This is a genomic window from Microbacterium sp. Soil_C_42 (assembly GCF_057656735.1).
The window spans coordinates 16,183-41,494 of record NZ_JBDGJU010000018.1; the positions used below are offsets into that span (position 1 = coordinate 16,183).

Here is a 25,312-nt window from a genome sequence, read left to right on the forward strand (position 1 = left end):
ACATCTCCCTCTGGGTGGGCGACGACCTGCTCGCCCCCGCGGGCTCCGACATCGTCGCCGGCCGCACCATCTACATCCACGGCGACGCCGACCGCGGACCCGCCACCCCGACGGCCGCCGATCCCGACCCGCTGGGGACGCCTGTCGCCGCGAACGCCGACACGCACGCGAGCGCGGCCACGGCACCTGCCGGCTTCGGCACGACGATGACGTTCGCCGGACGCCTGGGCGGCGTCTTCGACCTCGACGGCGGAGCCGACCGCACGAACGGGGCGCTGATCTTCGGCCACATCGACGCCGACCACTTCGACTTCATGTCGACGCTCCTCGGCACCGCCGTGCACGTCTACGGCAGCCAGAACCTGTCGGCGACCGACCGCACCATCTGCGCTCCCGCAGTGCTCCAGGTCGGGTGCGGCGACGGCGAGGACGCGTTCCGCGTGCTGGCGCTGCGCACCCCCGACGACCCGGCCGCGCACACCCTCACGCTCGACGGGCAGCAGGGCACCGACTCCTACCGCGTCGAGACGACGACGGATGCCTCGCGCACCTACATCGTCAACCTCCTCGACTCGGGCGCACCGAACGACGGCGCGGACGTCGCGACGATCGTCGGCACCGACGGCGCGGACGTCTTCCTCCTGCGCCGGGTGACCTCGATCCCCGGCGAGAACGCCCACAGCCCCGCGTTCGTCGCCCTCGTGCACGGCACCGTCGAGGGCCTGCGCTCCTCGCCCGCTCTCGGCACCGGCGTCGAGCGGATCACCTACGACGCCGCGCTCAACGGCCGGCTCAGCGTCGAGTCGGGACTCGGCGACGACTTCTTCGCCGTCGACGACACCGCGACGACCATCACCCTCGACGCGGGCGCCGGCGACGACGAGTTCCAGCTCGGCCAGCTGTACGGCACCCCGCGAGACGCCTCCGCCGGCCTCGCGCCCGCCGATGTCTTCCCGCTCCTCATCCCGACGACGCGCGGCTACCTGAGCCCCGGCGTGAGCGCGCCGCTCGTCGCCCTCGGTGGCGCCGGCGACGACCGGTTCACGGTCCACGCGAACCGCGCCGAGCTGCGCCTCGAGGGCGAGGTCGGCAACGACCTCTTCGTGGTCCGCGCCTTCGCGCTCGCGCGGACGGATGCCGCGGGGCACATCCTGATGGCGAACGGCACAGCGGTCCCGGCGATCGGGCTCTCGACGGGTCGTCCGCTCGACATCCGCACCGGCGGGGGTGACGACGAGGTGCAGTACACGATGAACGCGCCGGTGTCGGTCGACGGCGGAGCGGGCTACGACAAGCTCGTGATCCTCGGCACCGAGTTCCCCGACGACATCGTGATCACGGCATCCGCGATCTACGGCGCGGGCGTGAGCGTCCGGTACACGACCGTGGAGTCGGTCGAGATCGACGGCCTCGAGGGCGCGGACGAGTTCTTCGTGCAGTCGACCGCCGGGGGCGTCTCGTACCGCGTGATCGGCGGCCTCGGCAGCGACCGCATCAACATCGCGGGCGACATCTCGACCGACATCGTGGTGCGCGACATCGAGGGGGCGAGCGGATCGGTCGACCACCTCGTCACGTCGGGCGACATCCGGTATGACGGGATCGTCGCGCCGGGCATCGATCTGCACGTCGCGGGCGTGAACGAGGGGCTCGTGGTCATCACCGAGTCCGGCGGCGGCACCTCCGTCGCCGAGGGCGGTGGCGTGGGCTCGTTCGACTCGTACACCGTGAAGCTCTCGCGTCAGCCGGTCGGCAAGGTGTACGTCACGGTCTCGGCCGCCTCGCCCGGCGTCGCCGAGCGTCTCGGCGTGACCCCCGGCGACTCCGTGTGGCTCTGCGCCGGCACCGCCGCGCAGTGCGACGACGCGTTCGCCGACTTCCGCCGGCACCTCGTCGAGATGGGCGGCGTCATCGACCCCGCGCAGCGCGCGGTCGTCCTCGTCTTCGACGGCTCGGACTGGAACGTGCCGCAGACCATCCACGTCTACGCCGTCGACGACCTGCGCGGCGAGGGCGACCGCGTGGTCGCCATCAGCCACACGACGATCGCGACGGACGCCGCCGACATCGCCGCGGGGTTCGACGGTGCGATCGTCCGCAACGTCGAGGCGCTCGTGCGCGACAACGACGTGCCCGGGGTCGTCATCGTCGAGGTCACGCCCGGCACGTCGAACGAGGACCGCTCGACCGTGGTGCTCGAGGGCGCGAACGGCATCACCGACGAGATCCTCGTGGGGCTGGCCGCACCCGCCGCCGGCACCGTCGTCATCCGGCTCGACCTGCCGGACGGCCGGATCCGCCTCGAGAGCTCGGACTCGCGGTTCGACGCCGCGACCCGCACGATCACGTTCGCGGCGGGCGACGTCGCGCCGGTGCGCATCCGCATCGTCGCGATCGACGACGCCGCGCGCCAGGACCCGACCTGGGTGCGCCTCATCGCCCACCTGGTGTCGGCGCCGGCCGGCTACGCGTTCGCCGACCGCACGCTCTACGCAGACGTCCGCGACGACGACTCCGCGGGCGTCATCGTGACGCAGAGCGGCGGCTCGACGACCGTCGTCCGCGTCGGCACGGGCGACGACTACACGATCCGCCTCACCACGCCGCCGACCGCCGATGTGCACATCGCGATCCTCACCGACGGGCTCACTGACGTCGTCCTCGGCGGCCGCGTCACGATGCGCGCCATCGGCACCGCGGGCGCGGGCCTGTTCAGCGGCGGCGTCACGATCGACCCGGGAACGCGCCGCATCACGCGCACCGACGGCGGCAGCTTCCTCGCGGACGGCTTCCTCGAGGGCATGCGCATCTCGCTCGACGGCGGCGCGACCTCCTACAAGATCGCGGTCATCCGCGGCACGAACGCGACGTTCGACAACGTGATCGAGCTGACCGCCGAAGGCGCGCTGGGCGCGTTCGCCGGCACGATGACGCTGCGCCGGGTGGCAGCATCCATCACCTTCACGGCTGCGAACTGGGCGACGCCGGTCACGGTATCGCTGCGGGCCGACGCCCTGTTCGACGTGCCGCTCGTGCGCGAGGGCGTCAAGACGTTCGCCGCACAGCCGCACCTGCTGTCGCAGCTCGTGGGTCCGGTCCAGATCGAGGGCGGCACGACTCGCGCCGATCGGTCGCTGCGGGGCGGCATCAAGCTGCCGGGCGAGACCGACGGGCCCCTGCTCGGCATCGGGAACGCGGCATCCGTTCCCGAGGGGCAGAACGTCGACATCGTGAGCATCTACGACGACTCGAGCGTGCAGGACCACGTCCGCACGCTGACCTCCACCAGCCTCACCGGAACGGGACTGCCCGCCGGGTTCACCGTCGACGGCGCGACCGCGTTCGGTGAGCCCGCCGTGGTGCCCGGCGGCATCTCGTGGGGCCGCGTCGAGTTCGCGACCGGCGGCGACGGCACGGTGACGGGGATCACGACGGATGCCTCGCTCTCGACGATCGAGGTGCTGAACCTGCTGCTCGGCACGGGCAACGACCGCCTGACGATCACCGGCACGCTGCAGCGGGCGCCCGAGGACGACGGCGACCCGGCCACCATCGTGAACCCGCCCGCCGCGCACGGATCGCTCACCGTCGTGCACGGCGGCGGCAACCAGCTCGTGGGCGGCGTGGTCGGCGGCGACACGATCATCATCACCGGCGGCGGCGGTCCCGCCTCGCCGCTGGTCGTCTACGGCGACACGTCGCAGGACAGCGTCTGGTACTCGGGCCGCCCGGCCGGCCAGGACGCGGGAGACTTCGGCGCACAGCCGTTCGACTCCTTCCCGGGGATCCCCGACGAGGACGAACGCTTCTGGCTGCCGCTGGCGAACCCGTTCGCGCACGCCGGCAACGATGTGATCGACGCGAGCGCGCTGTTCACCGGGGTGCCCGCCGGGGCCCTGCCCACCGTCGGCGTCGTGATCTACGGCGGCGAGGGCGACGACACGATCATCGGCAGCCAGGCGCACGACTACCTCGCCGGCGGTTCGGGCGACGACCTCATCCTCGGCCAGCGCGGCAGCGACCAGATCTACGGCGACTCGGGCGTGAACGTCGATATCGTCACGCGCCGCCTCGACGTCCCGACGGCCGACGCCGGCACGCATCCCATGGCCGACGGCCTCGTTCCCGGAGACGACGAGCTGCACGGCGAAGGGGCCGGAAGCGCCGCGGGCGCCGCGGGCGACGACGACGACGTCATCTTCGGCGATCACGGCGTCGTGACGCAGGCCGTCACCCTCGAGCGCACCGACCTGCTCGGCGGACCGGTGTTCGTGCGGATCCAGACGGCGCGCCTCGTGACCGCCATCGCGACCGCCGAGCCCGCCGTGGGCGGCGACGACGTCATCTCGGGTGACGCGGGCGATGACCGGATCGCCGGCGGCAACGGCGCCGACGCCATCACCGGCGACGCCGGACGCGACACGATCTTCGGCGACCACGGCCGCATCCAGTACGCCTCGCCCGACGGCCTGCGCCACCTGGTGACGACGACCGACCCGCTCGTGGCGGCCGGTGGCGACGTGATCTCCGGCGGCGACGATCGTGACGTCATCCTGGGCGGCAACGGCGCAGACACGATCCGCGGCGACGCGGAAGCCGACATCATGCTCGGCGACCACGGTCTCGTGCGCGACGGCGCGACGCCGGCCGCGGCGGACGGCACGTGGGACCTCATCACGACGACAGACCCGAACCAGGGCGCGGGTGACGTCATCTTCGGCGGCACCGCCAACGACATCGTCTTCGGCGGCACGGGCGCCGACACCGTGGCGGGCGACGACGCCAACGACCTCATCTTCGGCGACCACGGCAAGGTCGAGTCCACCGTCCCGTACAACGGCGTGCTCGGCATCTTCCTCGAGCTGCTCCCGCTCAACATGCCGCTCGCGGCACACCCGTTCCGGTGGACGTCGATCGACACGCTCGCCGCCCACGGCGGCGCGGGCGACCTGCTGCGCGGCAACGCCGGCGAGGACGTCATCATCGGCGGTCAGGGCGCCGACCGCATCACCGGCGGCGACGGCGACGACGACCTCATCGGCGGCCACAACGTCGCGGGCGGCAGCGACGGTGCTGATCCCGCTGGATGGGGCGACGTGATCGACGGCGGTCAGGGCGACGACGCCATCGCCGGCGACAACGCGAACCTGCTGCGCACCGGCGACATCTCGAGCCGGCGCTTCCAGGTGCTCACCGGAAGCGGTATCTACGCGCAGGACACCGGATGCGCCAACATCGTCAGCGGTGCCGGCGGCGCCTGCGGCACCAACCCGGCGAACTCGTACGACGACCCGCGCGGCGCCAAGGAGCGCGACATCGTGCTCTTCGACCACGACACGTCGACACAGCCCGGGCTGTACGCCGGCGACGTGATCGCCGGCGGCGCCGAGGACGACCTCATCTTCGGCCAGCTCGGCGACGACTGGATCCAGGGCGACGGCTCGGCGATCGACGACACCGGCGCGATCACCGTCGATGTGCGCACCACGCGCCAGTCGGCCGAGGACTGGGCGGGACCCGGCCGCGACGGCGACGACTACATCGAGGGCAACGGTGGGAACGACGTCCTCTTCGGCGGCCTCGGCCGCGACGACCTCATCGGCGGCAGCTCCGAGCTCTTCAGTCTCACGACGGCCGCGCGCCGGCCGGACGGCGCCGACACGATCTTCGGCGGTGCCGGCATCCGTCTCGTCCGCAATAACTACGGCGACCTCGAAGAGGGCGGCCACGCCGCGGACAGCGACGTGATCCTGGGCGACAACGGCAACATCCACCGCCTCGTGCGGATGGTGGCCACCGCGGCGGACGCCGACCCGTACACGCCCGGCACCGCGTTCCTCACCTTCACCTACGACACCTACGCCGGGGCCGTGCGCCTGCTGCCGCGGGCGTACACCTTCCTCGACTACACACAGGGGTCGGGCGCAGGCATCGGCGCGGCCGACGTCGTGCACGGCGAGGACGGCGACGACACGATCCACGGCCAGCTCGGCGACGACGTGCTCTTCGGCGAAGGCCAGGATGACGACATCTACGGCGGCTGGGGCAACGACCGCATCTACGGCGGCACCGGCGTCGACGGCATCATGGGCGACGACGGCAAGCTGCAGACCAGCCGCAACGGGCTCACCGAGCCGCTCAACAACCTGAACACCGCCGACGCCGCCCAGTTCGTCGAGCTGCCCGGGCCGTTCACGGGCGCCGAGATCTACGTCCTCGGGGAGCTGCTCAAGCGCGCCGACTTCGCCACCTGGGTCGACGGTGCGGTCAACCACGACGTGCTCTACGGCGGCCTCGGCGACGACTTCATGCACGGCGGCGAAGGCAGCGACTCCATGTCCGGCGCCGAGGCGATGCAGGAGTTCTACAACCGCGACCTGCGGATCGGGGCGCTCACGCGCCTGGCGACGGAGCTTCCGACGGTCGACACCAACCCGCTGCACTACAACGCCGACACGACGATGTTCGCAGACTACGACGCCGACGACCCGCGGTCGATCATCCCCGGGTTCCTCCTGAACTTCGACGCGTACGTGCTCGACGAGGCGACGGGGCTGCCGATCGACATCGACGGCATGAAGGTCAAGAGCGACGACGGCCGCGACCGCATGTACGGCGACCTGTGGCACGACTGGCTCGTCGGCGGCACGAACTGCGACTGGCTGTTCGGCGGCTTCGGCGACGACCTCCTCCAGCTCGACGACAACCTCGAGACCGCCGGCGGCGCGAACACCGACCCCGAGAACGACGACCCGCGCTTCCGCGACGGCGACTTCGCCTTCGGCGGCGCCGGGCGCGACGTGCTCATCGCCAACACCGCGCAGGACCGCATGTTCGACTGGGGCGGCGAGTTCAACAGTTACCTCGTGCCGTTCAGCCCGTTCGGCTCGCCGACCGTCAACCGTGGCTTCAGCCCGCACATCCGCGACTTCATCCGCGCCCTGTCGGTCGCCGGCGGCTCCGACGAGGGTCCGGGCGTCCCTCCGGGCGAGCCGTTCGACGAGGAGGCGCTCGTCGAGCCGAGCGACGGCCAGCTGTGGAACGACCAGCACGGCGGCCCCCGCGACCCGCAGCCGGGCAACATCGGCGGCACCGGGCGCGACGATGTGGGTGGCCAGAACCTGCACTGCCCGTGCGACCCGCAGACGATCCTCCGCGTCGTGAAGTACGTGAACGGGCAGGATGCGAACGAGTCGGGTCCGACGGTCCCCGTCGGGTCGACCGTGGTCTGGACGTACGAGGTCACCGTCGCGGGCACGATCTCGATCCGCCTGACCCGGCTCCTCGACGACGCCGGCACGCCCGCCGATCCGAGCGACGACTTCGCGCCCGTGTACCTCGGCGGCGACACGAACGGCAACGGGCTCGTCGACCCCGGTGAGATCTGGCGCTTCAGCGCGACCGGCATCGCGCGCGCCGGCCGGTACATGAACGTGGTGACGGCGGAGGGCGTCGGCACGAACGGCCAGGCCCGGCGCGACAGCGACCCCGCCGTGTACATCGGCATCTCGGGCCCCGACGACGTGCTCCTCTTCGTCGAGAAGGCCGTGAACGCCGTAGACCCGCTGCACCCGACCCCCGCCGAGGACGCCGACACCGCGACCGGTCCCCTCGTCACCGCCGGCTCGCAGGTGGTCTTCACCTACCTCGTGACCTCCCTGAACGGCTCGGTCTCGGGCGTCACGCTGATCGACGACAACGGCACACCGGGCAACCCGAACGACGACTTCGCCCCGACCTATGTCTCAGGCGACACCAACCAGAACGGCTCCCTGGACCTCGGCGAGATCTGGATCTTCCGCGCCATGCGCGCCGCGATCCTCGGTCAGTACACGAACATCGCGACGGTGCGCGGCACCGGCGCCGGGCGCGCACTGGTGGGCACCGACGCGGCCAACTACTTCGGCATCCCGGTCGACGAGACGGTGCTGTTCGTGGAGAAGGCCGTGAACGCGGTGGATCCGCTGCACCCGACGCTCGCCGAGGACGCCGACTCGCCGACGGGTCCGCGCGTGGCGGTCGGGTCGCAGGTGGTCTTCACCTACCTCGTCACCGCCGTCGGCGGTCCCGTCTCGACGCTCACGCTGCGCGACGACAACGGCACGCCGTTCGATCCGAGTGACGACTTCACACCTGTGTACGTGTCGGGAGACACGAATGGCGACGGCATCCTCGATCCCGGCGAGATCTGGTACTTCCGGGCCGTCCGCGCGGCGATCCTCGGCCAGTACACGAACATCGCGACCGCGCGCGGCGCCGCCGGCGACGCGCCGCTGGTGGCCACCGACGCCGCGAACTACGTCGGGGTGCCTGTGGAAGGCACCGAGCTGTTCGTCGAGAAGGCGGTCAACGCCGTCGACCCGCTCCACCCTACCTCGGCCGAGGACGCCGACCTCGCGACCGGGCCCACCCTGATCGTCGGTTCGCAGGTCGTGTTCACGTACTTGGTGTCGGCCGTCGGCGGCCCGGTGTCGGACGTCACGCTCCGCGACGACAACGGCACGCCCGGCAACCCGAACGACGACTTCACGCCCGTGTTCATCTCGGGCGACACCAACGGCAACGGCATCCTCGACCTCGGCGAACTGTGGCTGTTCCGTGCGATCCGCACCGCGGTCCTCGGCCAGTACACGAACACCGCGACCGTCCGCGGCACCGCCGGCGGGGTCAGCCTCGACGCCACCGACATCGCGAACTACCTCGGCATCCCGGTGGGCCTGGTCTCGATCGACAAGGCCGTGAACGCGGCATCCCCGCTCGCGCCGACCGCCCAGGACGACGCCGACACGGCGGTCCTCGCCAAGCCCATCGGCGTCGGCACCACCGTCGTGTGGACGTACCTGGTCCGCAGCCTCACGGCGTTCAGCCTCCACGGCGTCACCGTTGTCGACGACAACGGCACCCCCGACGACGCCAGCGACGACTTCACCGCGGCGTACGTCTCGGGCGACGCCGACGGCAACGGTCTGCTCGATCCCGGTGAGGTGTGGCTCTTCACGTCGCTCGGCGTCCGCGTCTTCGCGGCGATCGCGGGGCTCTACGGCAACACCGCGACAGTGACCGCCTACGACGAGGCGAACGCGCCGGCCACGGCACGCGACGCCGCCTACCACTTCGGCGCGATCGCGCTTCCCGAGATCGTGAAGTACGTGAACGGACAGGATGCTGCGACCGCACCGGGCATCGAGCTTCCGGTGGGCGGCCCCGTGACGTGGACGTACGAGGTGCGGAACCTCGGCAACATCGCGCTCGCCGTCACCGTGATCGACGACAACGGGACGCCTGCGAACCCCGCGGACGACTTCACCCCCGCGTACGTGTCGGGCGATGCGAACGGCAACGGGCTGGTCGACCCCGGCGAGCTGTGGCTCTACCGGGCGACCGGCTCCGTGACGGAGGGCGCGTACGTCAACGTCGCGACGGTCGTGGGCACCGTCCCGGGAACGGCGATCACGGGCCGCGACACCGATGACGCGCACCATGTCGGAGTGGTCGTCCCGCCGACAGGGGTCGTGGTCGTCAAGCGCGCCGACGGACAGGATGCCGACACCGCCGCCGCGGCCGTGCGCGTGATCCCCGGCTCGACGATCGAGTGGACGTTCGAGGTGCGCCTCATCGACGGTTCGCTGCCGCTGGGGGGCATCGTGCTGGTCGACGATCGCGGCACGGCCGATACCGCCGACGACGTGACGCTGACGCTCGTGAGCGGCGATGTGAACGGCAACGGGATCCTCGAGACGGGCGAGGTCTGGCTCTACCGCTGGACGACGATCGCGACCGTCGGCGCCTTCCGCAACGTCGCGACCGTCGTCGGCGCCGACCGGTTCGGCCGCGTCTTCACCGACGACGACCCGGCGCACGTCTACGGCGCCGTCGTCGGGATCGACGTCGAGAAGGCGATCAACGCGGTCGACCCGTGGCACCCGAACGGCCTCGAAGACGCCGACACGAGCGGCCCGCAGCTGCTCGCGGGCAATGCCATCGTGTGGACGTACCTGGTGCGCAACACCGGGAACACGCCGATCTCGGTGAGCCTCGTCGACGACAACGGCACGCCGGGCAACACCGCCGACGACTTCACCCCCGCGTACGTGTCGGGCGACACCAATGGCAACGGCCTGCTCGACCCCGACGAGATCTGGCTGTACAGCTACAGCAGCACGGTCCGCACCGTCGACTACACGAACACCGCGACCGCGACCGGCACCGACGCCGTCACCGGGCAGACCGCGACCGACAGCGACGCCGCCGCATACCGCGCCGTGGCCGCGGGCGGCGCCGAGGGCCACACGCCCGGCTTCTGGAAGACGAACGCGACCAACTGGGGTGCGATCGCGTGGCCGCGCCTGCCCGACGGCTCGCTGCTGTACCGCCCCGACCAGACCGTCGGCAGCGTGTTCACAGCGGCCACCGGCGCGTACGCGTCGCAGACGCTGCTGCAGGCGCTGAGCGCGGGCGGTGGTGGCGTGACCGCCCTGCTGCGCCACGCGGTGTCGGCCCTGCTGTCGTCGGCGCACCCCGAGATCCCCTATCCGTACACGACGGCCCAGGTCATCGCCCGCGTGAACGCCGCGCTCGCCGGCGGCAGCAGCGCCCAGATCAACGCCCTCGCCACCGAGCTCGACCGCTACAACAACTACGGCTCCGATCTCGACCAGCACGGCGTGGGCACCGGGACGCGGCTGGCCGACCCGGTGGAGCCCGCGGCGCCGGCGACCCTTCCCGCCCTGACCATCTCCGACACGTCGGTCACCGAGGGCAGCAAGGGATCCGGCACCACCGCGAGCCTCAGGATCACGCTGTCCGCAGCATCCACCGTCGACATCACCGTGACCGTCTCGGTGATCGGGGGCACCGCGACCAGCGGCACCGACTACAAGGGGGCGACCACGGTCACCCTCACGATCAAGGCCGGGCAGACGTCGGGCACGTTCTCGCTCACGATCGTGGCCGACAAGGCCGATGAGGCCGACGAGACGATCATCGTCGGGCTGAGCAGCGTGAGCGCCGGTGCGACCATCGCCGACGGCACCGGGGTGATCACGATCGTGGACGACGACTGACCCGCCCGTCTCGGTGGGTCCCGTCCGCGCGGATAGGCTCGATGTCATGCTCAACATGGCCGAGGGCATCGCGCGCCTCGGCGCGCTCGCCGAGTCCCCCGTCGTCTCCACGCTCGCCCGCGCCTTCTCCGACGCCGGCTTCGACCTCGCGATCGTGGGCGGCCCGGTGCGCGACGCGCTGCTCGGCCGCCCGACGAACGACCTCGACTTCACGACGAACGCGCGCCCCGACGACATCCTCAGGATCGTCAAGCCCATCTCGTCCGCGCGGTGGGACATCGGCCGCGCGTTCGGCACGATCGGCGCCCGCGTCCGCGGCGAGCAGGTCGAGATCACGACGTACCGCGCCGACAGCTACGACGGCGTGACCCGCAAGCCCACCGTCGAGTTCGGCGACACCATCGAGGGCGACCTCGTGCGGCGGGACTTCACGGTGAACGCGATGGCGCTGCGCATACCCGGGCAGACGCTGGTCGATCCCACCGGCGGTGTCGAGGACCTCGTCCGCGGCGTGCTCCGCACCCCGACCGACCCGGCGGTGAGCTTCGGCGACGATCCGCTGCGGATGCTGCGCGCCGCCCGCTTCGCGTCTCAGCTCGGCTTCGCCGTGGACCCCGCCACCGAGGCCGCGATGCAAGAGCTCCGCGCGACGCTCGGGATCGTGAGCCCCGAGCGCATCCAGGGTGAGCTCGTGAAGCTGCTCGCGACCGACGACCCTGTGCGAGGCATCCGCCTGCTCGTCGAGACGGGACTCATGGGCGAGTTCCTTCCCGAGATCCCCGCGCTGCAGCTCGAGGTCGATGAGCACCACCACCACAAGGACGTCTACGAGCACTCCCTCACGGTGCTGCGGCAGGCGATCCAGCTCGAGAAGAGCCGGAATCCGGATGCTGCCCCCGACGTCGCGCTCCGTCTCGCGTCGCTGCTGCACGACATCGGCAAGCCGGCGACCCGTCGGCTCGAGCCCGGCGGCGGCGTCACGTTCTACCACCACGACCTCAAGGGCGCGCGGCTGGCGCGCAAGCGCCTGCAGGAGCTGCGCTTCGACTCGGCGACCATCGCGACCGTGAGCCGGCTCATCGAGCTGCACCTGCGCTTCTTCGGGTACTCCGAAGGCGCCTGGACCGACTCGGCGGTGCGCCGGTACGTGCGCGACGCCGATGCCGAGCTCGATCGCCTGCACATCCTCACGCGCGCCGATGTCACGACCCGCAACGTCAAGAAGGCCACGCGCCTCGCGCGTGCCTACGACGACATCGAGCGCCGCATCGCCGAGCTCGCGGCCCAGGAGCAGCTCGACGCGATGCGCCCCGAGCTCGACGGCAACCGCATCCAGGAGGTGCTGGGCCTGAAGCCCGGCCGCGAGGTGGGCGAGGCGTACAAGTTCCTCCTCGACCTCCGCCTCGACGAGGGCGTGGTCGGCGAGGACGAGGCGGAGCGGCGCCTGCGGGAGTGGTGGACCGCGCGCGCCTGAGCCCCTGACACGGGCGAAGCGACATCGGACGCGCGGCGGCGCAGCACCGCCCGCGCCTACACTGGACGCACGCTCCACCGACGTCGATCGGAGCCGCCGTGTCATCATCCTGGTCGCAGCGCCGCGAGGTGTCGCCTGAGACCTCCCGTCTGCTGATCGAGCGCGCCCACGAGGAGCTCGTGGCGGGCAACTCCGCAGATGAGCGATTGCGCGACGTCCGGCTGCTGGTGCGCGACTCGTGGCGCCGCTCGCTCGACAGCCTCGTCGGTGCCGAAGCGCTGCCGCCGCTCGACCTGACGGCCGAGGAGCTCGAGGCGTACCGGCGCGCCCACCCGCTCGCCGCGGTGATCGACATGGTGCGCGGTCTGCTGCTCCCGGGCGAGGCATCCGAATCCGGGGTCGTCGTCGCGGTGGGCGACGCCGCCGGGCGCCTGCTGTGGGTGGAGGGCGACCGCAACGTGCGGCGTCTCACCGGTGACATGGGGTTCGTCGAAGGCGCGAACTGGTCGGAGGACGCGGTCGGCACCGCCGCCCCCGGCACCGCGATCACGCTCGACCGGTCCGTGCAGATCACCGGCGCCGAGCACTTCAACCGGCTCGTGCAGCCGTGGTCGTGCAGCGCCGCGCCGGTGCACGACCCCGAGACGCGGCGCATCCTCGGCGTGATCGACGTGACCGGGGGCCTCGAGGCCGTCACCCCTCAAGCGCAGCTGCTGGTGGATGCCACGGCCCGGGCGATCGAGGGAGAGCTCCTCGTCGCGCGCCTCCGAGCCCGCGCCGAGCCGCCGCGACCCGCGCGTCGTGCGCCCGCCCGGCGGGTGGAGCCGACGCGCGCGACCCTGCGGGTGCTGGGCCGCGACCGTGCCCAGCTCGAGGTGGCGGGCGAGGGCGTCGAGACCGTGTCGGAGCTCGGTCCGCGCCACGCCGAGCTGCTGCTCATGCTCGCGGTGCATCGCCAGGGCCTGTCTGCCGAGCGGCTCGGCGACCTCGTGTACGGCGAATCGGCGGGGGACGCAGCATCGGTCACCCTCCGCGCCGAGATGGTGCGCCTCAGGAAGGCGCTGACGACCGCGGCCCCCGCGCTCGTTCCCGAATCCCGGCCGTACCGGCTCGGCGTCGAGGTCGAGACCGATGCGCACCAGGTGCTGTCGCTCCTCGACCGGGGCGCGCACCGCGTCGCACTGGCCGCCTACCGCGGCGACGTGCTGCCCGACTCGGTCGCGCCCGGGGTGGAGGAGTTCCGCGACACCGTCCGGGTCGCGCTGCGCGAAGCGCTCATGGCCGAGGCATCCGTCGACGTCCTCCTCGCCTTCGCCGAGACGGATGCCGCCGCCGACGACGTCGAGCTGCTCCGGCTGTGCCTGTCGATGCTGCCCGCCCGCTCGCCCCGCCGCGCCGGCCTCGTGACTCGCATCGAGAGGCTCGAAGCGGAGCTCTGATCGCGGACCGGATCTGTCCGCATTGGACGGGAAGATGGTTCCACCACAGAGAGGGAGCGCCATGCTCAACGGATTCGCCACCCAGAACGTCTACTCCACCGACCTCGACGCCGCCGCCGACTGGTACGCCGACGTCTTCGGCATCGAGCCGTACTTCCGTCGTCCGGGCTACGTCGAGTTCCGCGTCGGCCCCTACGAGCACGAGTTCGGCATCATCGACGCGGCGTACCGGCCCGACGCGCCGGCCGCGCCCGGCGGGCCGATCCTCTACTGGCAGGTGGACGACGTCGCGGCGGCCCATGAGGCGCTCCTCGCGAAGGGGGCCGGCGGCTTCCAGCCGGTGATGGTCCGCGGCGAGGGCTTCGTGACGGCTTCCGTCGTCGACCCGTTCGGCAACCTGCTCGGGGTCATGGAGAACGCCCACTTCGTCGCCACCCGCGACCGCCTCGGCGCCTGACGGGACCCATCCCGACGGCCGCGCAACTTCCTGCAACGTTGCGCGGCCTACCTTCGACGCAACGCGACGACGACCGTCGCGGACAGCGTCGAAGGAGACCAGCAATGACCATCGTCGAAGAGGGCGTCTCGAGCGTCTACGCCGCACCCGGGCAGCGAGGATCGATCGCCGACTACCGTCCCCGCTACGGGCACTACATCGGCGGCGAGTTCGTCGAGCCCATCAAGGGCCAGTACTTCGAGAACATCACCCCGGTCACGGGGAAGCCTTTCACCGAGGTCGGCCGCGGCACCGTCGAAGACGTCGACCGCGCCGTCGACGTCGCGTGGAAGGCGTTCGAATCGTGGAAGCGCACGACGCCCGCCGAGCGCGCGGTGATCCTCAACAAGATCGCCGACCGCATCGAGCAGAACCTCGAGCGCATCGCCGTCGCCGAGACGTGGGAGAACGGCAAGCCGGTCCGCGAGACGCTGGCCGCCGACATCCCGCTCGCTGTAGACCACTTCCGCTACTTCGCGGGCGTGCTGCGCGGCCAGGAGGGCTCGCTCAGCCAGCTCGACGAAGACACGGTGGCGTACCACTTCCACGAGCCGCTGGGCGTGGTCGGTCAGATCATCCCGTGGAACTTCCCGATCCTCATGGCCACGTGGAAGCTCGCTCCGGCGCTCGCCGCCGGCAACTGCGTCGTCCTGAAGCCTGCCGAGCAGACGCCCGCGTCGATCCTCTTCCTCTTCGAGATCATCGGCGACCTCCTCCCGGCGGGTGTCGTGAACATCGTCAACGGCTTCGGCATCGAGGCAGGCGCGCCGCTCGCGCAGCACAAGCGCATCCGCAAGGTCGCGTTCACGGGCGAGACCACCACCGGCCGCCTCATCATGCAGTACGCGTCGCAGAACCTCATCCCGGTGACGCTCGAGCTCGGGGGCAAGAGCGCCAACGTCTTCTTCGAGGATGTCGCGCGCTCGACCGACGACTCCTACTACGACAAGGCGCTCGAGGGCTTCACGCTGTTCGCCCTCAACCAGGGCGAGGTCTGCACCTGCCCGTCGCGCGCGCTCATCCAGCGCTCGATCTACGACGGGTTCCTCGGCGACGCGCTCGGCCGTGTCGGCAAGATCGTGCAGGGCAATCCGCTGGATCCCGCGACGATGATCGGCGCGCAGGCGTCGAACGACCAGCTCGAGAAGATCCTGAGCTACATCGAGATCGGCAAGGCGGGCGGCGCGAAGCTGCTCGCCGGCGGTGAGCGCGTCGATCTCGGCGGCGAGCTGTCGGGCGGCTACTACGTCGCGCCGACGGTCTTCGAGGGCACGAACGACATGCGGATCTTCCAGGAGGAGATCTTCGGACCCGTCGTCTCGGTCACCTCGTTCGACGACTTCGACGACGCCATCTCGATCGCCAACGACACGCTCTACGGCCTCGGCGCCGGCGTCTGGAGCCGCTCGGGCGACACCGCGTACCGCGCCGGCCGGGCGATCGAGGCGGGCCGCGTCTGGACGAACACGTATCACCAGTACCCCGCGCACGCGGCGTTCGGCGGCTACAAGCAGTCCGGCATCGGCCGCGAGAACCACCTCAAGATGCTCGACCACTACCAGCAGACCAAGAACCTGCTGGTGTCGTACGCCGACGGAGCCATGGGCTTCTTCTGAGCCGACGCATGTCAGACACGACGTACTACAGCAGGGTGGCCGTGACGGATGCTGCGGCCGCCCTGCTGTGGCAGCTGACGGTGCAGCACGGTCCGCTGATGTTCCACCAGTCCGGCGGCTGCTGCGACGGCAGCGCCCCGATGTGCTTCCCGATCGGCATGTTCATCGTCGGTCCCTCCGACGTGCGGCTGGGCGACCTCGACGTCGGCCTGGACGACCCGATCGAGGTGTTCATCTCGCAGGCCCAGTTCGAGTACTGGAAGTACACGCACCTCACCATCGACGTCGTTCCCGGCAGGGGCGCGGGCTTCAGCGTGGAGGGTCCGACGGGCAGCCGGTTCATCATCCGCAGCCGCATGCTCGACGACGCAGAGCTCGTGCATTTCGGCCTCGGGCCAGGCGCGTCAGGGGGCACCTCGCCCCGCTGAACGGGCATCCGGCTCGATCGCGAGCGGGCAGGCGACCCGCGACGAGCGACCTGGTGGGCCGGGCGGGTGTTCGCGCCCCGCCCGGCGGTCACATCATGTGTTCTCGCCGAGATCACACGTTCGGCGCGTGAACGACGTGTGATCTCGGCGAGAACACGTGTTCTGAACGGGAGGCGGCGTCAGGCCCCGTCGCGGATGTCGCGCGCGAACCCCTCGGCGTGCGCGCGGAGCGCCTCGATGCGCCGCCGGCGCGCGGCGATCACATCGAAGCCGAGGTACGCCGGCGGCATCGGGCGCCGCGCGTTGGCCGAGCACTCGAACTTCTCGCACAGCAGGGTGCCGACGGTGTCGCCGTTGCGACCGGCCTTGCCGGCCCGCTTCGCAGCGAAGAGCACGACGTCGTTCGGCAGCGTGACGTCCTCGCACCAGGAGCACTGTGCACGGGTGCGCGTGCGCTGTTCGGTCTGTCGCAGCAGGATGCCGACGGCCTCGCCGTCGACCGGCACCACGATGAAGCCGGCGAGCGGCTGCTTCGGGTCGCGCCAGCCGAAGTAGTCGAGTCCGTCCCAGTCCACCTGGGCGAGGTCGGGGACGATGAGGGAGTTGCGCTCGCGCAGCGAGGCGTTGACGAAGGACGCGCGGATGTCCTTCTCGGTGAATGCGTGCATGATTCCTTGATTCACGGAAGAGATCGCCGAAGCGGCGACGAAAGGATGCTGCGGGCCGGCGGCGCGCAGATGATGCGGGCTGCACCACCCGAGGTCAGGGACCCCGGCGGCGCGCGCGGCTACCTCCGCTCGGCGCGTGGAGCGCCGAGTACCCCCTCACGCCCGCCGGGCGTCGTGAACGTCGAATGCACGCCCGACAGCATACGCTCGTCGGCCTGCGCGTCGGCCTCGCGTTCAGCGGAGGAAGGCCGGCCCGATCTGGGTCAGGATCCAGAACAGCACCATCACCCCGCCGACGATGATCGGCAGCCACGGCACGCCGCGCTGGAGGCGACGGCCCGCCGGGGCGACGCCCGGCGGCGGGCGCAGTGCGTCGAGGGGCGGAGTGAACGGGACGGATGCTGCGCCTCCCCGTTCTGCGCCGGCCCCGGCCGCTGCGGAGCCGAGGGCGGCAGCATCCGTCATCGCCGCAGCCGCAGCCGCAGCCAGTCGTTCGTCGCGCCACCGCGCCCACTGCGCGAACTTGTCGAGCAGGGCTCCGACGACGGAGAAGAGCCACGCCCAGGTCTGCGGGTCGAGCGTGGAGAAGTCGCGCTTGGCGTAGAGGAACAGCCAGTCGTCGACGATCTCGACGTCCAGCGCAGCGGCGTTGTCGATGAAGCGCGCCATGATGTCGGGCGTGAAGAGGTAGAGAGCGTCGCGCTCGTAGTCTGCGGGGCAGTACAGCGAGAAGTACTCGTCGAAGTCGCCCTCGAGGCTGAGGCGCTGATCCTTGTCGAACGTGAGGGGCAGGTTCGAGCCGAACAGGCCGTTGTTGCTCGTCGCGTCGAGCACGATGTGCGGGAGGGGCGTGTCGAGCTTCACCGCGACGTAGCCCCAGTGATGCGTCTGCCGGTTCTTGCCCGAGCCGGTCGTATAGCGGTAGTTCGCGAACTCCACGAAGCGAGGACGATCGCCGCGCACGAGATCGCTCGAAGCGCGGCCGCTGCCGAGCGAGAAGATCATGCCCGGCAGCCCCGGGGCGTCCAGCCGCGGCTCGTAGTGCATCCCGTTCGCGCGCGCGAAGCGGTCCAGGCGGTACATGCGGTCGCTGCTGCTGCGCGCACCCCGCACGGAGAGGGTGACCCCCACCGCGACGATGATGCCGATGACGACGAGCGGCAGGAAGCCGAACAGGACGGCGAGCCCGCCGTCGTCGGCGCCGGCGGTCGCCGCGCTGACGATGCTCGTGACGAGGGTGATCGCGACGGAGCCGAACAGCACGACGACCACGAAGACGATGACGACGATCACGAGCACGCCGAAGGCGGGAGAGCCTGTGATGCGGCCCGTCCGGCGCAGCTCCTGCACGAACGCGCGCGCGGCGCCCGGTGCGATGGGCTCGACCAGCGGGCGCGCGTCGAACGGGGAGGAGCTCTGCCCGGCCGGAGGAACACTCACCCGACCACGCTACCCGCGCCGGTTCTGCGCGTGGCGGGCGATTGCGGGCATGATCGAGTGGTGTCGGCGCGAGCGCGCGCCCGACCGATTCTGCGCGAGGAGGCGCCGTGACCGATGCCCGCCGTGACCCCGACGATCTCGCCGCGCTGCGCGAGGCATCCGATGTGCTCGGCATCGATGCGCAGCTGAGCCCCGACGAGCGGGCCACCCGCGACCGGGTGCGCGCGTTCGTCGACACAGAGCTGCGCCCCCACATCGCGGACTGGTTCGACCGGGCGCACTTCCCCGTCGAGCTGGCACCCGCGCTCGGACGCCTCGGAGTGCTCGGGATGGAGCTGGACGGATACGGATGCCCCGGCCGCAGCGCCGTCGAGTACGGCCTGGCCGCGCTCGAGCTCGAGGCCGGCGACTCGGGCATCCGCACGTTCGTCTCGGTGCAGGGCTCGCTCGCGATGGGCTCGATCCACCGCTGGGGCACCGAGGAGCAGAAGCAGCAGTGGCTGGCGCCCATGGCCGCAGGCGACGTGATCGGCGCGTTCGGGCTCACGGAGCCGGGCGCCGGGTCCGACCCGTCGAGCATGACGACGTTCGCCCGCCGCGATGGCGATGACTGGGTGATCACGGGCGCGAAGCGCTGGATCGGCCTCGCGTCGGTCGCGCAGCTCGCGGTGGTGTGGGCGCAGACCGACGACGGCGTCCGCGGTTTCATCGTGCCCACCGATGCGCCCGGTTTCGGGATCACGGTCCTCGAGCCGAAGGGCTCGATGCGGGCATCGGTGCAGACTGCGCTGCACTTCGACGAGGTGAGAGTGCCGGCATCCGCTCTCCTTCCCGGAGCGCGAGGACTGCGCGGGCCGTTCTCGGCCTTGAACGACGCGCGATACGGGATCGTCTGGGGCGCGCTCGGCGCCGGGCGCGACAGCTACGAGGCGGCGCTGCGCCACGCCCTGCGGCGCGAGCAGTTCGGCAGGCCGATCGCGGGATTCCAGCTCACGCAGCGCAAACTCGTCGACATGGTCGTCGAGCTGCAGAAGGGCGCCCTCCTGGCGCTGCAGATCGGGCGCGCGAAGGATGCCGGAACCCTGACGCCCACCCAGATCTCGCTCGGCAAGCTCAACAACGTGCGCGAGGCGATCGAGATCGCACGCGAGGCCCGCACGATCCTGGGCGGCGAAGGCGTGCTGCTCGAGAACTCGCCGATCCGGCACGCGGCGAATCTCGAGTCGGTGCGCACCTATGAGGGCACGGACGAGGTGCACACCCTGATCCTCGGTCAGCATCTGACCGGGCTCGGCGCGTTCCGATGAGCGCGGAGCGCAGCGACGAGACGAGACGCCCCGGCCCGCTCGCGGGCCTCCTCGTCGCGGACTTCTCCCGCGTGCTCGCGGGGCCGTACTGCACGATGCTGCTGGCCGACCTCGGCGCGACGGTCGTCAAGGTCGAGGGCCCGTCGGGCGATGAGACGCGGCACTGGATGCCGCCGTCGCGCGACGGCGAGGCCACCTACTATCTGTCGATCAACCGCGGCAAGCGCGCCATCACGCTCGACTTCGACGACGCCGAAGACCTCGTCGTCGCCCGCGCGCTCGCCCACCGCGCCGATGTCGTGATCGCGAACTTCAAGCCCGGCGGACTCACGCGCTTCGGCCTCGACTACGACGCCGTGCACGCCGCGAACCCCCGCGCCGTGTACGTCTCGATCACCGGCTTCGGCGCCGACTCGGCCCTTCCCGGCTACGACGTGCTCGGCCAGGCGCTCTCGGGACTCATGAGCGTCACCGGGGCGCCCGACGGTGAGCCGACGAAGACCGGGGTCGCGATCGTCGACGTCGTGACCGGCCTCCACGCGGGTCTCGGCGCGCTCGCCGCGCTCCGGCACCGCGATGCCACCGGTGAGGGGCAGCACGTCGAGGTCAATCTCCTGTCGTCGGCGCTGTCGGCGCTCGTCAACCAGTCGGGTGCGTACGCCGTCGCCGGAGTGGTGCCCGAGAGGCTCGGCAACGACCATCCGAGCGTGTACCCGTACGGCCCGTTCCCGACGGCCGACGGCGAACTCGTCCTCGCGGTCGGCAACGACGGCCAGTTCCAGCGGCTCTGCCTGGTGCTCGAGATCCCGGATGCCGCGACCGACCCCCGCTTCCTGCGCAATGCCGATCGCAGCACGGGTCGCGAGGCGCTGCGCCCGGTGCTCGAGCGGGCGCTCGCCGCGCATCCGGCGACGGAGTGGGAGGCCCGGCTCACGACGGCCGGGGTCCCCTGTGCCCCGATCCTCGCGATGGACGCCGCCTTCGCACGTGCCCGGGCGCTCGGCCTCGACCCCGTCGCCCACGCCGGCGCGCAGCGCGTGCCGGGGGTGCGGCATCCGATCTCCTTCTCCGCCACGCCGCCCGCGTACCCGCTCGCGCCGCCCGCGGCGGACGCCGACCGGGCCTGGGTTCGGCGTCTGCTCGACGATCCGGTACCATAGGAGGGTTGTCCGCACGCGCACCCATGCGCGGCGAGTCGGACGACGTGCTACACACCCTCCTGCTGCCGGGAAATGCCCGGCAGCCGTTCTAGTCCGAAGGAGGTGGGTTAGTGACGCACCAGTACGAACTCATGGTCATCCTGAACCCCGAGATCGACGAGCGCCAGGTCGGCGCCAACCTCGACAAGTTCCTGAAGGTCATCACGACCGACGGCGGCACCATCGAGAACATCGACATCTGGGGCAAGCGCCGTCTTGCTTACGAGATCCAGAAGAAGAACGAGGGCATCTACGCCGTCGTCAACTTCACCGCCACGGCTGCGACCACGCAGGAGCTCGACCGCCAGCTCAACCTGAGCGAGCAGATCATGCGCACCAAGGTCCTGCGCGCCGAGGAAGCGATCGCCATGATCGCCTCGGAGAAGCAGCGTGCCGACGAGCGCGCCGCCCGCAAGACCGCCAAGGCTGCGAAGGCGTAAGGACGATGGCCGGCGAGACGATCATCACCGTCGTGGGCAACCTCACGGCTGATCCCGAACTGCGGTACACGCAGAACGGTCTCCCCGTCGCGAACTTCACGATCGCGTCGACGCCTCGCAACTTCGACCGTCAGGCGAACGAGTGGAAGGACGGCGAAGCGCTGTTCCTCCGCGCGAGCGTGTGGCGCGAGTTCGCCGAGCACGTGGCCGGCTCGCTGACGAAGGGCATGCGGGTCATCGCGACCGGCCGCCTCAAGCAGCGCAGCTACCAGGACCGCGAGGGCAACAACCGCACCGCGATCGAGCTCGAGGTCGATGAGATCGGCCCGTCGCTGCGCTACGCGACCGCACAGGTCACCCGCGCCGCGGGCGGCTCCGGCGGTGGCGGCGGCAGCTTCGGCGGCGGCGGTCAGTCGCGTCCGCAGGTCGCCGACGAGCCGTGGTCGACGCCCGGTTCGCAGAACGCCGGCGGCGCCGGTGGCGGCGACGCGTGGGCTGCCCCGGGCGCCTACGGCGACGACACCCCGTTCTGATCGGTCAGATCTCACAACAGGTTCCGGATGCCTCGTCACGAGGCATCCGATCAGCAAAACGTAAAGGAAACACCATGGCTGGAAAGGCAACCGGCGACCGCCGGAAGCCGCGGAAGGGCGCGAAGAACGCAGCCCCCGCGAAGGCGATCCGTGTCGGTCTCATCGACTACAAGGACGTCGCGACGCTTCGCAAGTTCATCTCGGAGCGCGGGAAGATCCGCGCCCGTCGTATCACCGGTGTCTCGGTGCAGGAGCAGCGTCTGATCGCCAAGGCGATCAAGAACGCGCGCGAAATGGCGCTCCTGCCTTACGCCGGCGCTGGCCGCTAAGGAGTACCCACATGGCAAAGCTCATTCTCACGAACGAGGTCGCCGGGCTCGGTAGCGCCGGTGACGTGGTCGAGGTCAAGAACGGGTTCGCCCGCAACTACCTCATCCCCCAGGGCTTCGCGGTCGCGTGGACCCGCGGTGGCGAGAAGCAGGTGGCGTCGATCCGCGCCGCCCGCGAGGCGCGCGCGATCCACGACCACGAAGAGGCCGTGGCCCTGAAGAACAACCTCGAGACCAACAAGGTCCGCCTGGCCGTCAAGGCCGGCGCCGAGGGTCGCCTGTTCGGTGCGGTCAAGACCGTCGACGTGGCGGACGCCGTCAAGGCCGCAGGCCTCGGCGAGCTCGACAAGCGCAAGATCCACATCACCTCCCCGATCAAGTCGGTGGGCGAGCACGAGGCGACCGTTCGCCTGCGCGACGACCTCACCGCCGTGATCACCCTGCAGGTGGTCGCCGCCAAGTAACCCCTCGGGTTACCGCGAAACGGATGCCGCAGACCTTCGGGTCTGCGGCATCCGTCGTCTTCGGGCTCAGAAGATCCAGTTCGCGCCGGCCGCGACCGGCCATGACCACGCGGCCGAGGCCGCGCGCAGCGCCTCGGGGGTGCGCACCTCGATGAGCCCCGCCTGCGCGAGCGAGCTGAGCGAGATCGAGCCGAGGTGCGCCGCTCCGAGTTCGCGGACGTCGAGCACGAGGTCGGGTTCGGAATCGGATGCTGCCACCTCCGCGTGCTCCCACGCTGCGGCGCGCACGCGCCACCGGCCCGCGTTCGCGGGCAGCATCGCGTCGGTCACCTCGAGCACCACGTCGACCTCGCCCGCGTACCGCCGCCCGCCGAGCGCCGCCGGCAGGTCGAGGATGCGGATCCACGAGTTGTCCTGGTAGTCGGGCACGGCGGCGCGGATGTCGACGAGCAGCGACACGATGGGGTCGTCGACGGGCAGGTTCGAGATCCTGACGCGGGTGGTGAGGTCGAGGTCGAGCAGCACCGACCACAGGCGGTGGGCCGCGGCCGCGGTCAGCGCGACGGCCTCGCGCACGTGGACGGTTCCCTCCGCGCCGGCGCGCTCCCACGACGTCGCACGCCGGAAGGTCGCGTACGCGAGCGTGTCGTCGTCGGCGTCGCGCACCAGCAGGAGCCGCAGCGACTCCTTGCCGCCGCGGTACGCAGGCGGATCGGCCTCGCGGGCGGTGCGCTGTTGCGGGGTCTCGCGCGTCGCCCACCCCGGGCGACCGAGGCCGGCCGGCAGCCGCGCGTAGTCGCGATGGATCGCGGCGACGAGGTCGCCGTGGATCTCGGCATCCCATTCCTCCAGCTCGACCTCGAGCTCGGCGGCCCCGGCCACCGGACGCAGCGCAGCGCCGCGCGGGATCGTGAGGTCCAGCTGGGTCGAGGCCATGCCGTAGCCGAAGCGGCCGTAGATCGGGGTCTCGGCGGCCATGAGGCCCGAGATCGCTTCGCCGTTGCGGAGGCAGTCGGCGAAGTGGTGCTCGATCATGCCGCGGAGGAGGCCGCGCCGCCGGTGCCCCGGATGCACGCCGACCCAGGTCAGCCAGCCGCACGCGACCTCGGCGCCGGGGACGGGGTAGGCGCGCAGCGGATAAGCGCCGTGGAAGCCGGCGAGCACCTCGTCGTCGTCGACCCGGGCGACCCCGTAGGTGCGATCCCAGCTGAGCGGGTTCGGGAGCTCCCGCAGCGCTTCGACGGAGCGCTCGGTGGGGAAGGCCCAGGTGTCGAGACGGAGGACGTCCTCCAGCCGGTCGGCGTCGACGGGGGCCAGGCGGTAGGGCTCGGGAAGCGGCATCCCTCCACTCTGGCGAGGAGGGCACGGGCGCGCAACGCGTCGGGTGCGCGCGGAACGAGCGGGCATGACGCGGACGGAGATGGTGTGGGACCCCCGATCACGAGGCGCGGTCCAGGCAGAGGCGGCTCTCGTGATCGGGGGCGTCGAGGGCGGGAGGGCCGCTGGGGGACGGCCCTCCCGCGCGCTCACGCGGGTGGGGGCGAGGGACGCCTGGGGTACGTCGACCCGCCCCGTCGACTCACGCGGAGCGCCGCCGCGACGCGCGTGCGATGGCGCCCGCTGCGAGCAGCGAGAGCGCGAGCAGCAGGAACGGCATCACACCCGTCCCTCCCGTCGTGGCGAGCTGAGTGGCGGTGCCGGCCGTAGCCGCCGAGCCGGTCATCGCGGCCGCCGAGCCGGTCGTGGCCGCGCTCCCGTCGGTGCCCGGCGTCCCGTTGTCCCCCGGTGCGGTGGGGTTCGTCGGATCGGTCGGGTCGACCGGATCGGTCGGGTCGACCGGATCGGTCGGGTCGCCCGGGTCGACCGGGTCCGTCGGATCGGTCGGCACGACGGCATCCACCGTCGTGCTGTCGCCGATCACCGAGACCGCGTTGCCGCCGATGGTGATGGGCAGCGAGATCGGCGCGAGGATCTGCGTCCCGCCGAGGATCGAGCCCGATCCGCCGGTGCTCCCGGTCGTTCCGCCCGCGCCCGCCCCCGGCGCCGCGACGGCACCCGTCGAGGTACTGTCGCCCACGCCCGAGATCGCGTTGCCGACGACCGTGACAGGCACGGCGATCGGTGCGAGCACCTGGGTGCCGCCGAGGATGGCGTCCTCGCCGGTCGTGGTGCCCGTCGGGCCGCCGGCGGAGCCGGTGGAGGGAGCCGCGCCGGCGCCCGTGCTCGAGCTGTCGCCGAGGACGGAGACGGCGTTGCCGACAGCGGTGACCGGTGCGGTGACGGGGGCGACGACCTGGGTGCCGCCGAGGACCGAGCCCCCGCCGTCGGTCCAGGCGTCGCCGCCGGCGGAGCCGGTGGAGGGAGCCGCGCCGGCGCCCGTGCTCGAGCTGTCGCCGAGGACGGAGACGGCGTTGCC

At 71.4% G+C, this 25,312-nt stretch carries 15 protein-coding genes and 1 pseudogene (1 of these 16 cut by a window edge); 12 read left to right on the top strand and 4 right to left on the bottom strand.

Annotated features, from left to right (window positions below; genetic code table 11):
* From AC3A46_RS11985 to AC3A46_RS12010, 6 genes are all read left to right on the top strand, one after another.
* Nucleotides 1–11,063, top strand: partial view of a hypothetical protein gene (locus AC3A46_RS11985; RefSeq protein WP_487665386.1) — the end only. 16,138 nt of this gene lie to the left of the window's left edge; only the last 11,063 of its 27,201 coding nucleotides appear in the window; the start codon falls outside the window, past its left edge; it ends in the stop codon at nucleotides 11,061–11,063.
* Nucleotides 11,064–11,109: 46 nt separating this feature from the next.
* Nucleotides 11,110–12,537: a CCA tRNA nucleotidyltransferase gene (locus tag AC3A46_RS11990; protein ID WP_487665387.1), complete on the top strand. Its 1,428-nt coding sequence runs from the start codon at nucleotides 11,110–11,112 to the stop codon at nucleotides 12,535–12,537.
* 98 nt (nucleotides 12,538–12,635) lie between these two features.
* On the top strand, nucleotides 12,636–13,976 hold the full coding sequence (locus tag AC3A46_RS11995; protein WP_487665388.1) for a sigma-54-dependent transcriptional regulator family protein: 1,341 nt from the start codon (nucleotides 12,636–12,638) through the stop codon (nucleotides 13,974–13,976).
* Between the two features lie 61 nt (nucleotides 13,977–14,037).
* Nucleotides 14,038–14,433 carry a VOC family protein gene (locus AC3A46_RS12000; protein WP_487665389.1) on the top strand — a complete coding sequence of 132 codons (396 nt, stop codon included), beginning with the start codon at nucleotides 14,038–14,040 and terminating at the stop codon, nucleotides 14,431–14,433.
* Between the two features lie 104 nt (nucleotides 14,434–14,537).
* Nucleotides 14,538–16,088: an acetaldehyde dehydrogenase ExaC gene (gene exaC / locus AC3A46_RS12005; protein ID WP_056365621.1), complete on the top strand. Its 1,551-nt coding sequence runs from the start codon at nucleotides 14,538–14,540 to the stop codon at nucleotides 16,086–16,088.
* Nucleotides 16,089–16,096: 8 nt separating this feature from the next.
* Entirely contained in the window at nucleotides 16,097–16,516 is a 420-nt protein-coding gene (locus tag AC3A46_RS12010) for a DUF779 domain-containing protein (protein ID WP_487665390.1), read from the top strand.
* 179 nt (nucleotides 16,517–16,695) lie between these two features.
* Here AC3A46_RS12010 and AC3A46_RS12015 read toward each other — a convergent pair whose 3' ends face one another.
* Together AC3A46_RS12015 and AC3A46_RS12020 are read right to left on the bottom strand one after the other, a co-directional pair.
* Entirely contained in the window at nucleotides 16,696–17,184 is a 489-nt protein-coding gene (locus AC3A46_RS12015; RefSeq protein ID WP_487665391.1) for an FBP domain-containing protein, read from the bottom strand.
* 234 nt (nucleotides 17,185–17,418) lie between these two features.
* Entirely contained in the window at nucleotides 17,419–18,624 is a 1,206-nt protein-coding gene (locus tag AC3A46_RS12020; protein ID WP_487665392.1) for a hypothetical protein, read from the bottom strand.
* Between the two features lie 107 nt (nucleotides 18,625–18,731).
* Here AC3A46_RS12020 and AC3A46_RS12025 point away from each other — a divergent pair, with 107 nt between their 5' ends.
* The 6 genes from AC3A46_RS12025 to rplI all read left to right on the top strand — a co-directional run bounded on the left by AC3A46_RS12025 (nucleotide 18,732) and on the right by rplI (nucleotide 22,896).
* Nucleotides 18,732–19,931, top strand: coding sequence for an acyl-CoA dehydrogenase family protein (locus tag AC3A46_RS12025; RefSeq protein ID WP_487665393.1), 1,200 nt, complete (start codon nucleotides 18,732–18,734; stop codon nucleotides 19,929–19,931).
* Nucleotides 19,928–21,091, top strand: a complete 1,164-nt coding sequence (locus AC3A46_RS12030) for a CaiB/BaiF CoA transferase family protein (RefSeq protein ID WP_487665394.1) — start codon at nucleotides 19,928–19,930, stop codon at nucleotides 21,089–21,091. The genes AC3A46_RS12025 and AC3A46_RS12030 overlap by 4 nt, the downstream gene beginning before the upstream one ends.
* Before the next feature lie 110 nt (nucleotides 21,092–21,201).
* Nucleotides 21,202–21,570 (top strand): 30S ribosomal protein S6, encoded by a 369-nt coding sequence (gene rpsF, locus AC3A46_RS12035; protein ID WP_045301900.1) that lies wholly within the window; start codon nucleotides 21,202–21,204, stop codon nucleotides 21,568–21,570.
* 5 nt (nucleotides 21,571–21,575) lie between these two features.
* Nucleotides 21,576–22,103 (top strand): single-stranded DNA-binding protein, encoded by a 528-nt coding sequence (locus AC3A46_RS12040; protein ID WP_487665395.1) that lies wholly within the window; start codon nucleotides 21,576–21,578, stop codon nucleotides 22,101–22,103.
* A gap of 74 nt (nucleotides 22,104–22,177) precedes the next feature.
* Complete coding sequence (gene rpsR / locus AC3A46_RS12045; RefSeq protein WP_045301896.1) at nucleotides 22,178–22,432, top strand: 30S ribosomal protein S18; 255 nt, start codon at nucleotides 22,178–22,180, stop codon at nucleotides 22,430–22,432.
* 11 nt (nucleotides 22,433–22,443) lie between these two features.
* Nucleotides 22,444–22,896 (top strand): 50S ribosomal protein L9, encoded by a 453-nt coding sequence (gene rplI, locus AC3A46_RS12050; RefSeq protein WP_387142420.1) that lies wholly within the window; start codon nucleotides 22,444–22,446, stop codon nucleotides 22,894–22,896.
* A gap of 66 nt (nucleotides 22,897–22,962) precedes the next feature.
* On the opposite strand, the gene AC3A46_RS12055 is transcribed toward rplI, so the two are convergent.
* Together AC3A46_RS12055 and AC3A46_RS12060 are read right to left on the bottom strand one after the other, a co-directional pair.
* Entirely contained in the window at nucleotides 22,963–24,237 is a 1,275-nt protein-coding gene (locus AC3A46_RS12055; protein WP_487665396.1) for a GNAT family N-acetyltransferase, read from the bottom strand.
* A gap of 238 nt (nucleotides 24,238–24,475) precedes the next feature.
* Nucleotides 24,476–25,312: pseudogene (locus tag AC3A46_RS12060) on the bottom strand (hypothetical protein); the annotation flags it as partial.

What these genes read in the sequence shown, in the direction of transcription:
- AC3A46_RS11990 (WP_487665387.1), top strand. Translation starts at nt 11,110, where the DNA reads ATGCTCAACATGGCCGAGGGCATCGCGCGCCTCGGCGCGCTCGCCGAG.
- AC3A46_RS12000 (WP_487665389.1), top strand. Translation starts at nt 14,038, where the DNA reads ATGCTCAACGGATTCGCCACCCAGAACGTCTACTCCACCGACCTCGAC.
- exaC (WP_056365621.1), top strand. Translation starts at nt 14,538, where the DNA reads ATGACCATCGTCGAAGAGGGCGTCTCGAGCGTCTACGCCGCACCCGGG.
- AC3A46_RS12010 (WP_487665390.1), top strand. Translation starts at nt 16,097, where the DNA reads ATGTCAGACACGACGTACTACAGCAGGGTGGCCGTGACGGATGCTGCG.
- AC3A46_RS12015 (WP_487665391.1), bottom strand. Translation starts at nt 17,184, where the DNA reads ATGCACGCATTCACCGAGAAGGACATCCGCGCGTCCTTCGTCAACGCC.
- AC3A46_RS12030 (WP_487665394.1), top strand. Translation starts at nt 19,928, where the DNA reads ATGAGCGCGGAGCGCAGCGACGAGACGAGACGCCCCGGCCCGCTCGCG.
- AC3A46_RS12040 (WP_487665395.1), top strand. Translation starts at nt 21,576, where the DNA reads ATGGCCGGCGAGACGATCATCACCGTCGTGGGCAACCTCACGGCTGAT.
- rpsR (WP_045301896.1), top strand. Translation starts at nt 22,178, where the DNA reads ATGGCTGGAAAGGCAACCGGCGACCGCCGGAAGCCGCGGAAGGGCGCG.
- rplI (WP_387142420.1), top strand. Translation starts at nt 22,444, where the DNA reads ATGGCAAAGCTCATTCTCACGAACGAGGTCGCCGGGCTCGGTAGCGCC.
- AC3A46_RS12055 (WP_487665396.1), bottom strand. Translation starts at nt 24,237, where the DNA reads ATGCCGCTTCCCGAGCCCTACCGCCTGGCCCCCGTCGACGCCGACCGG.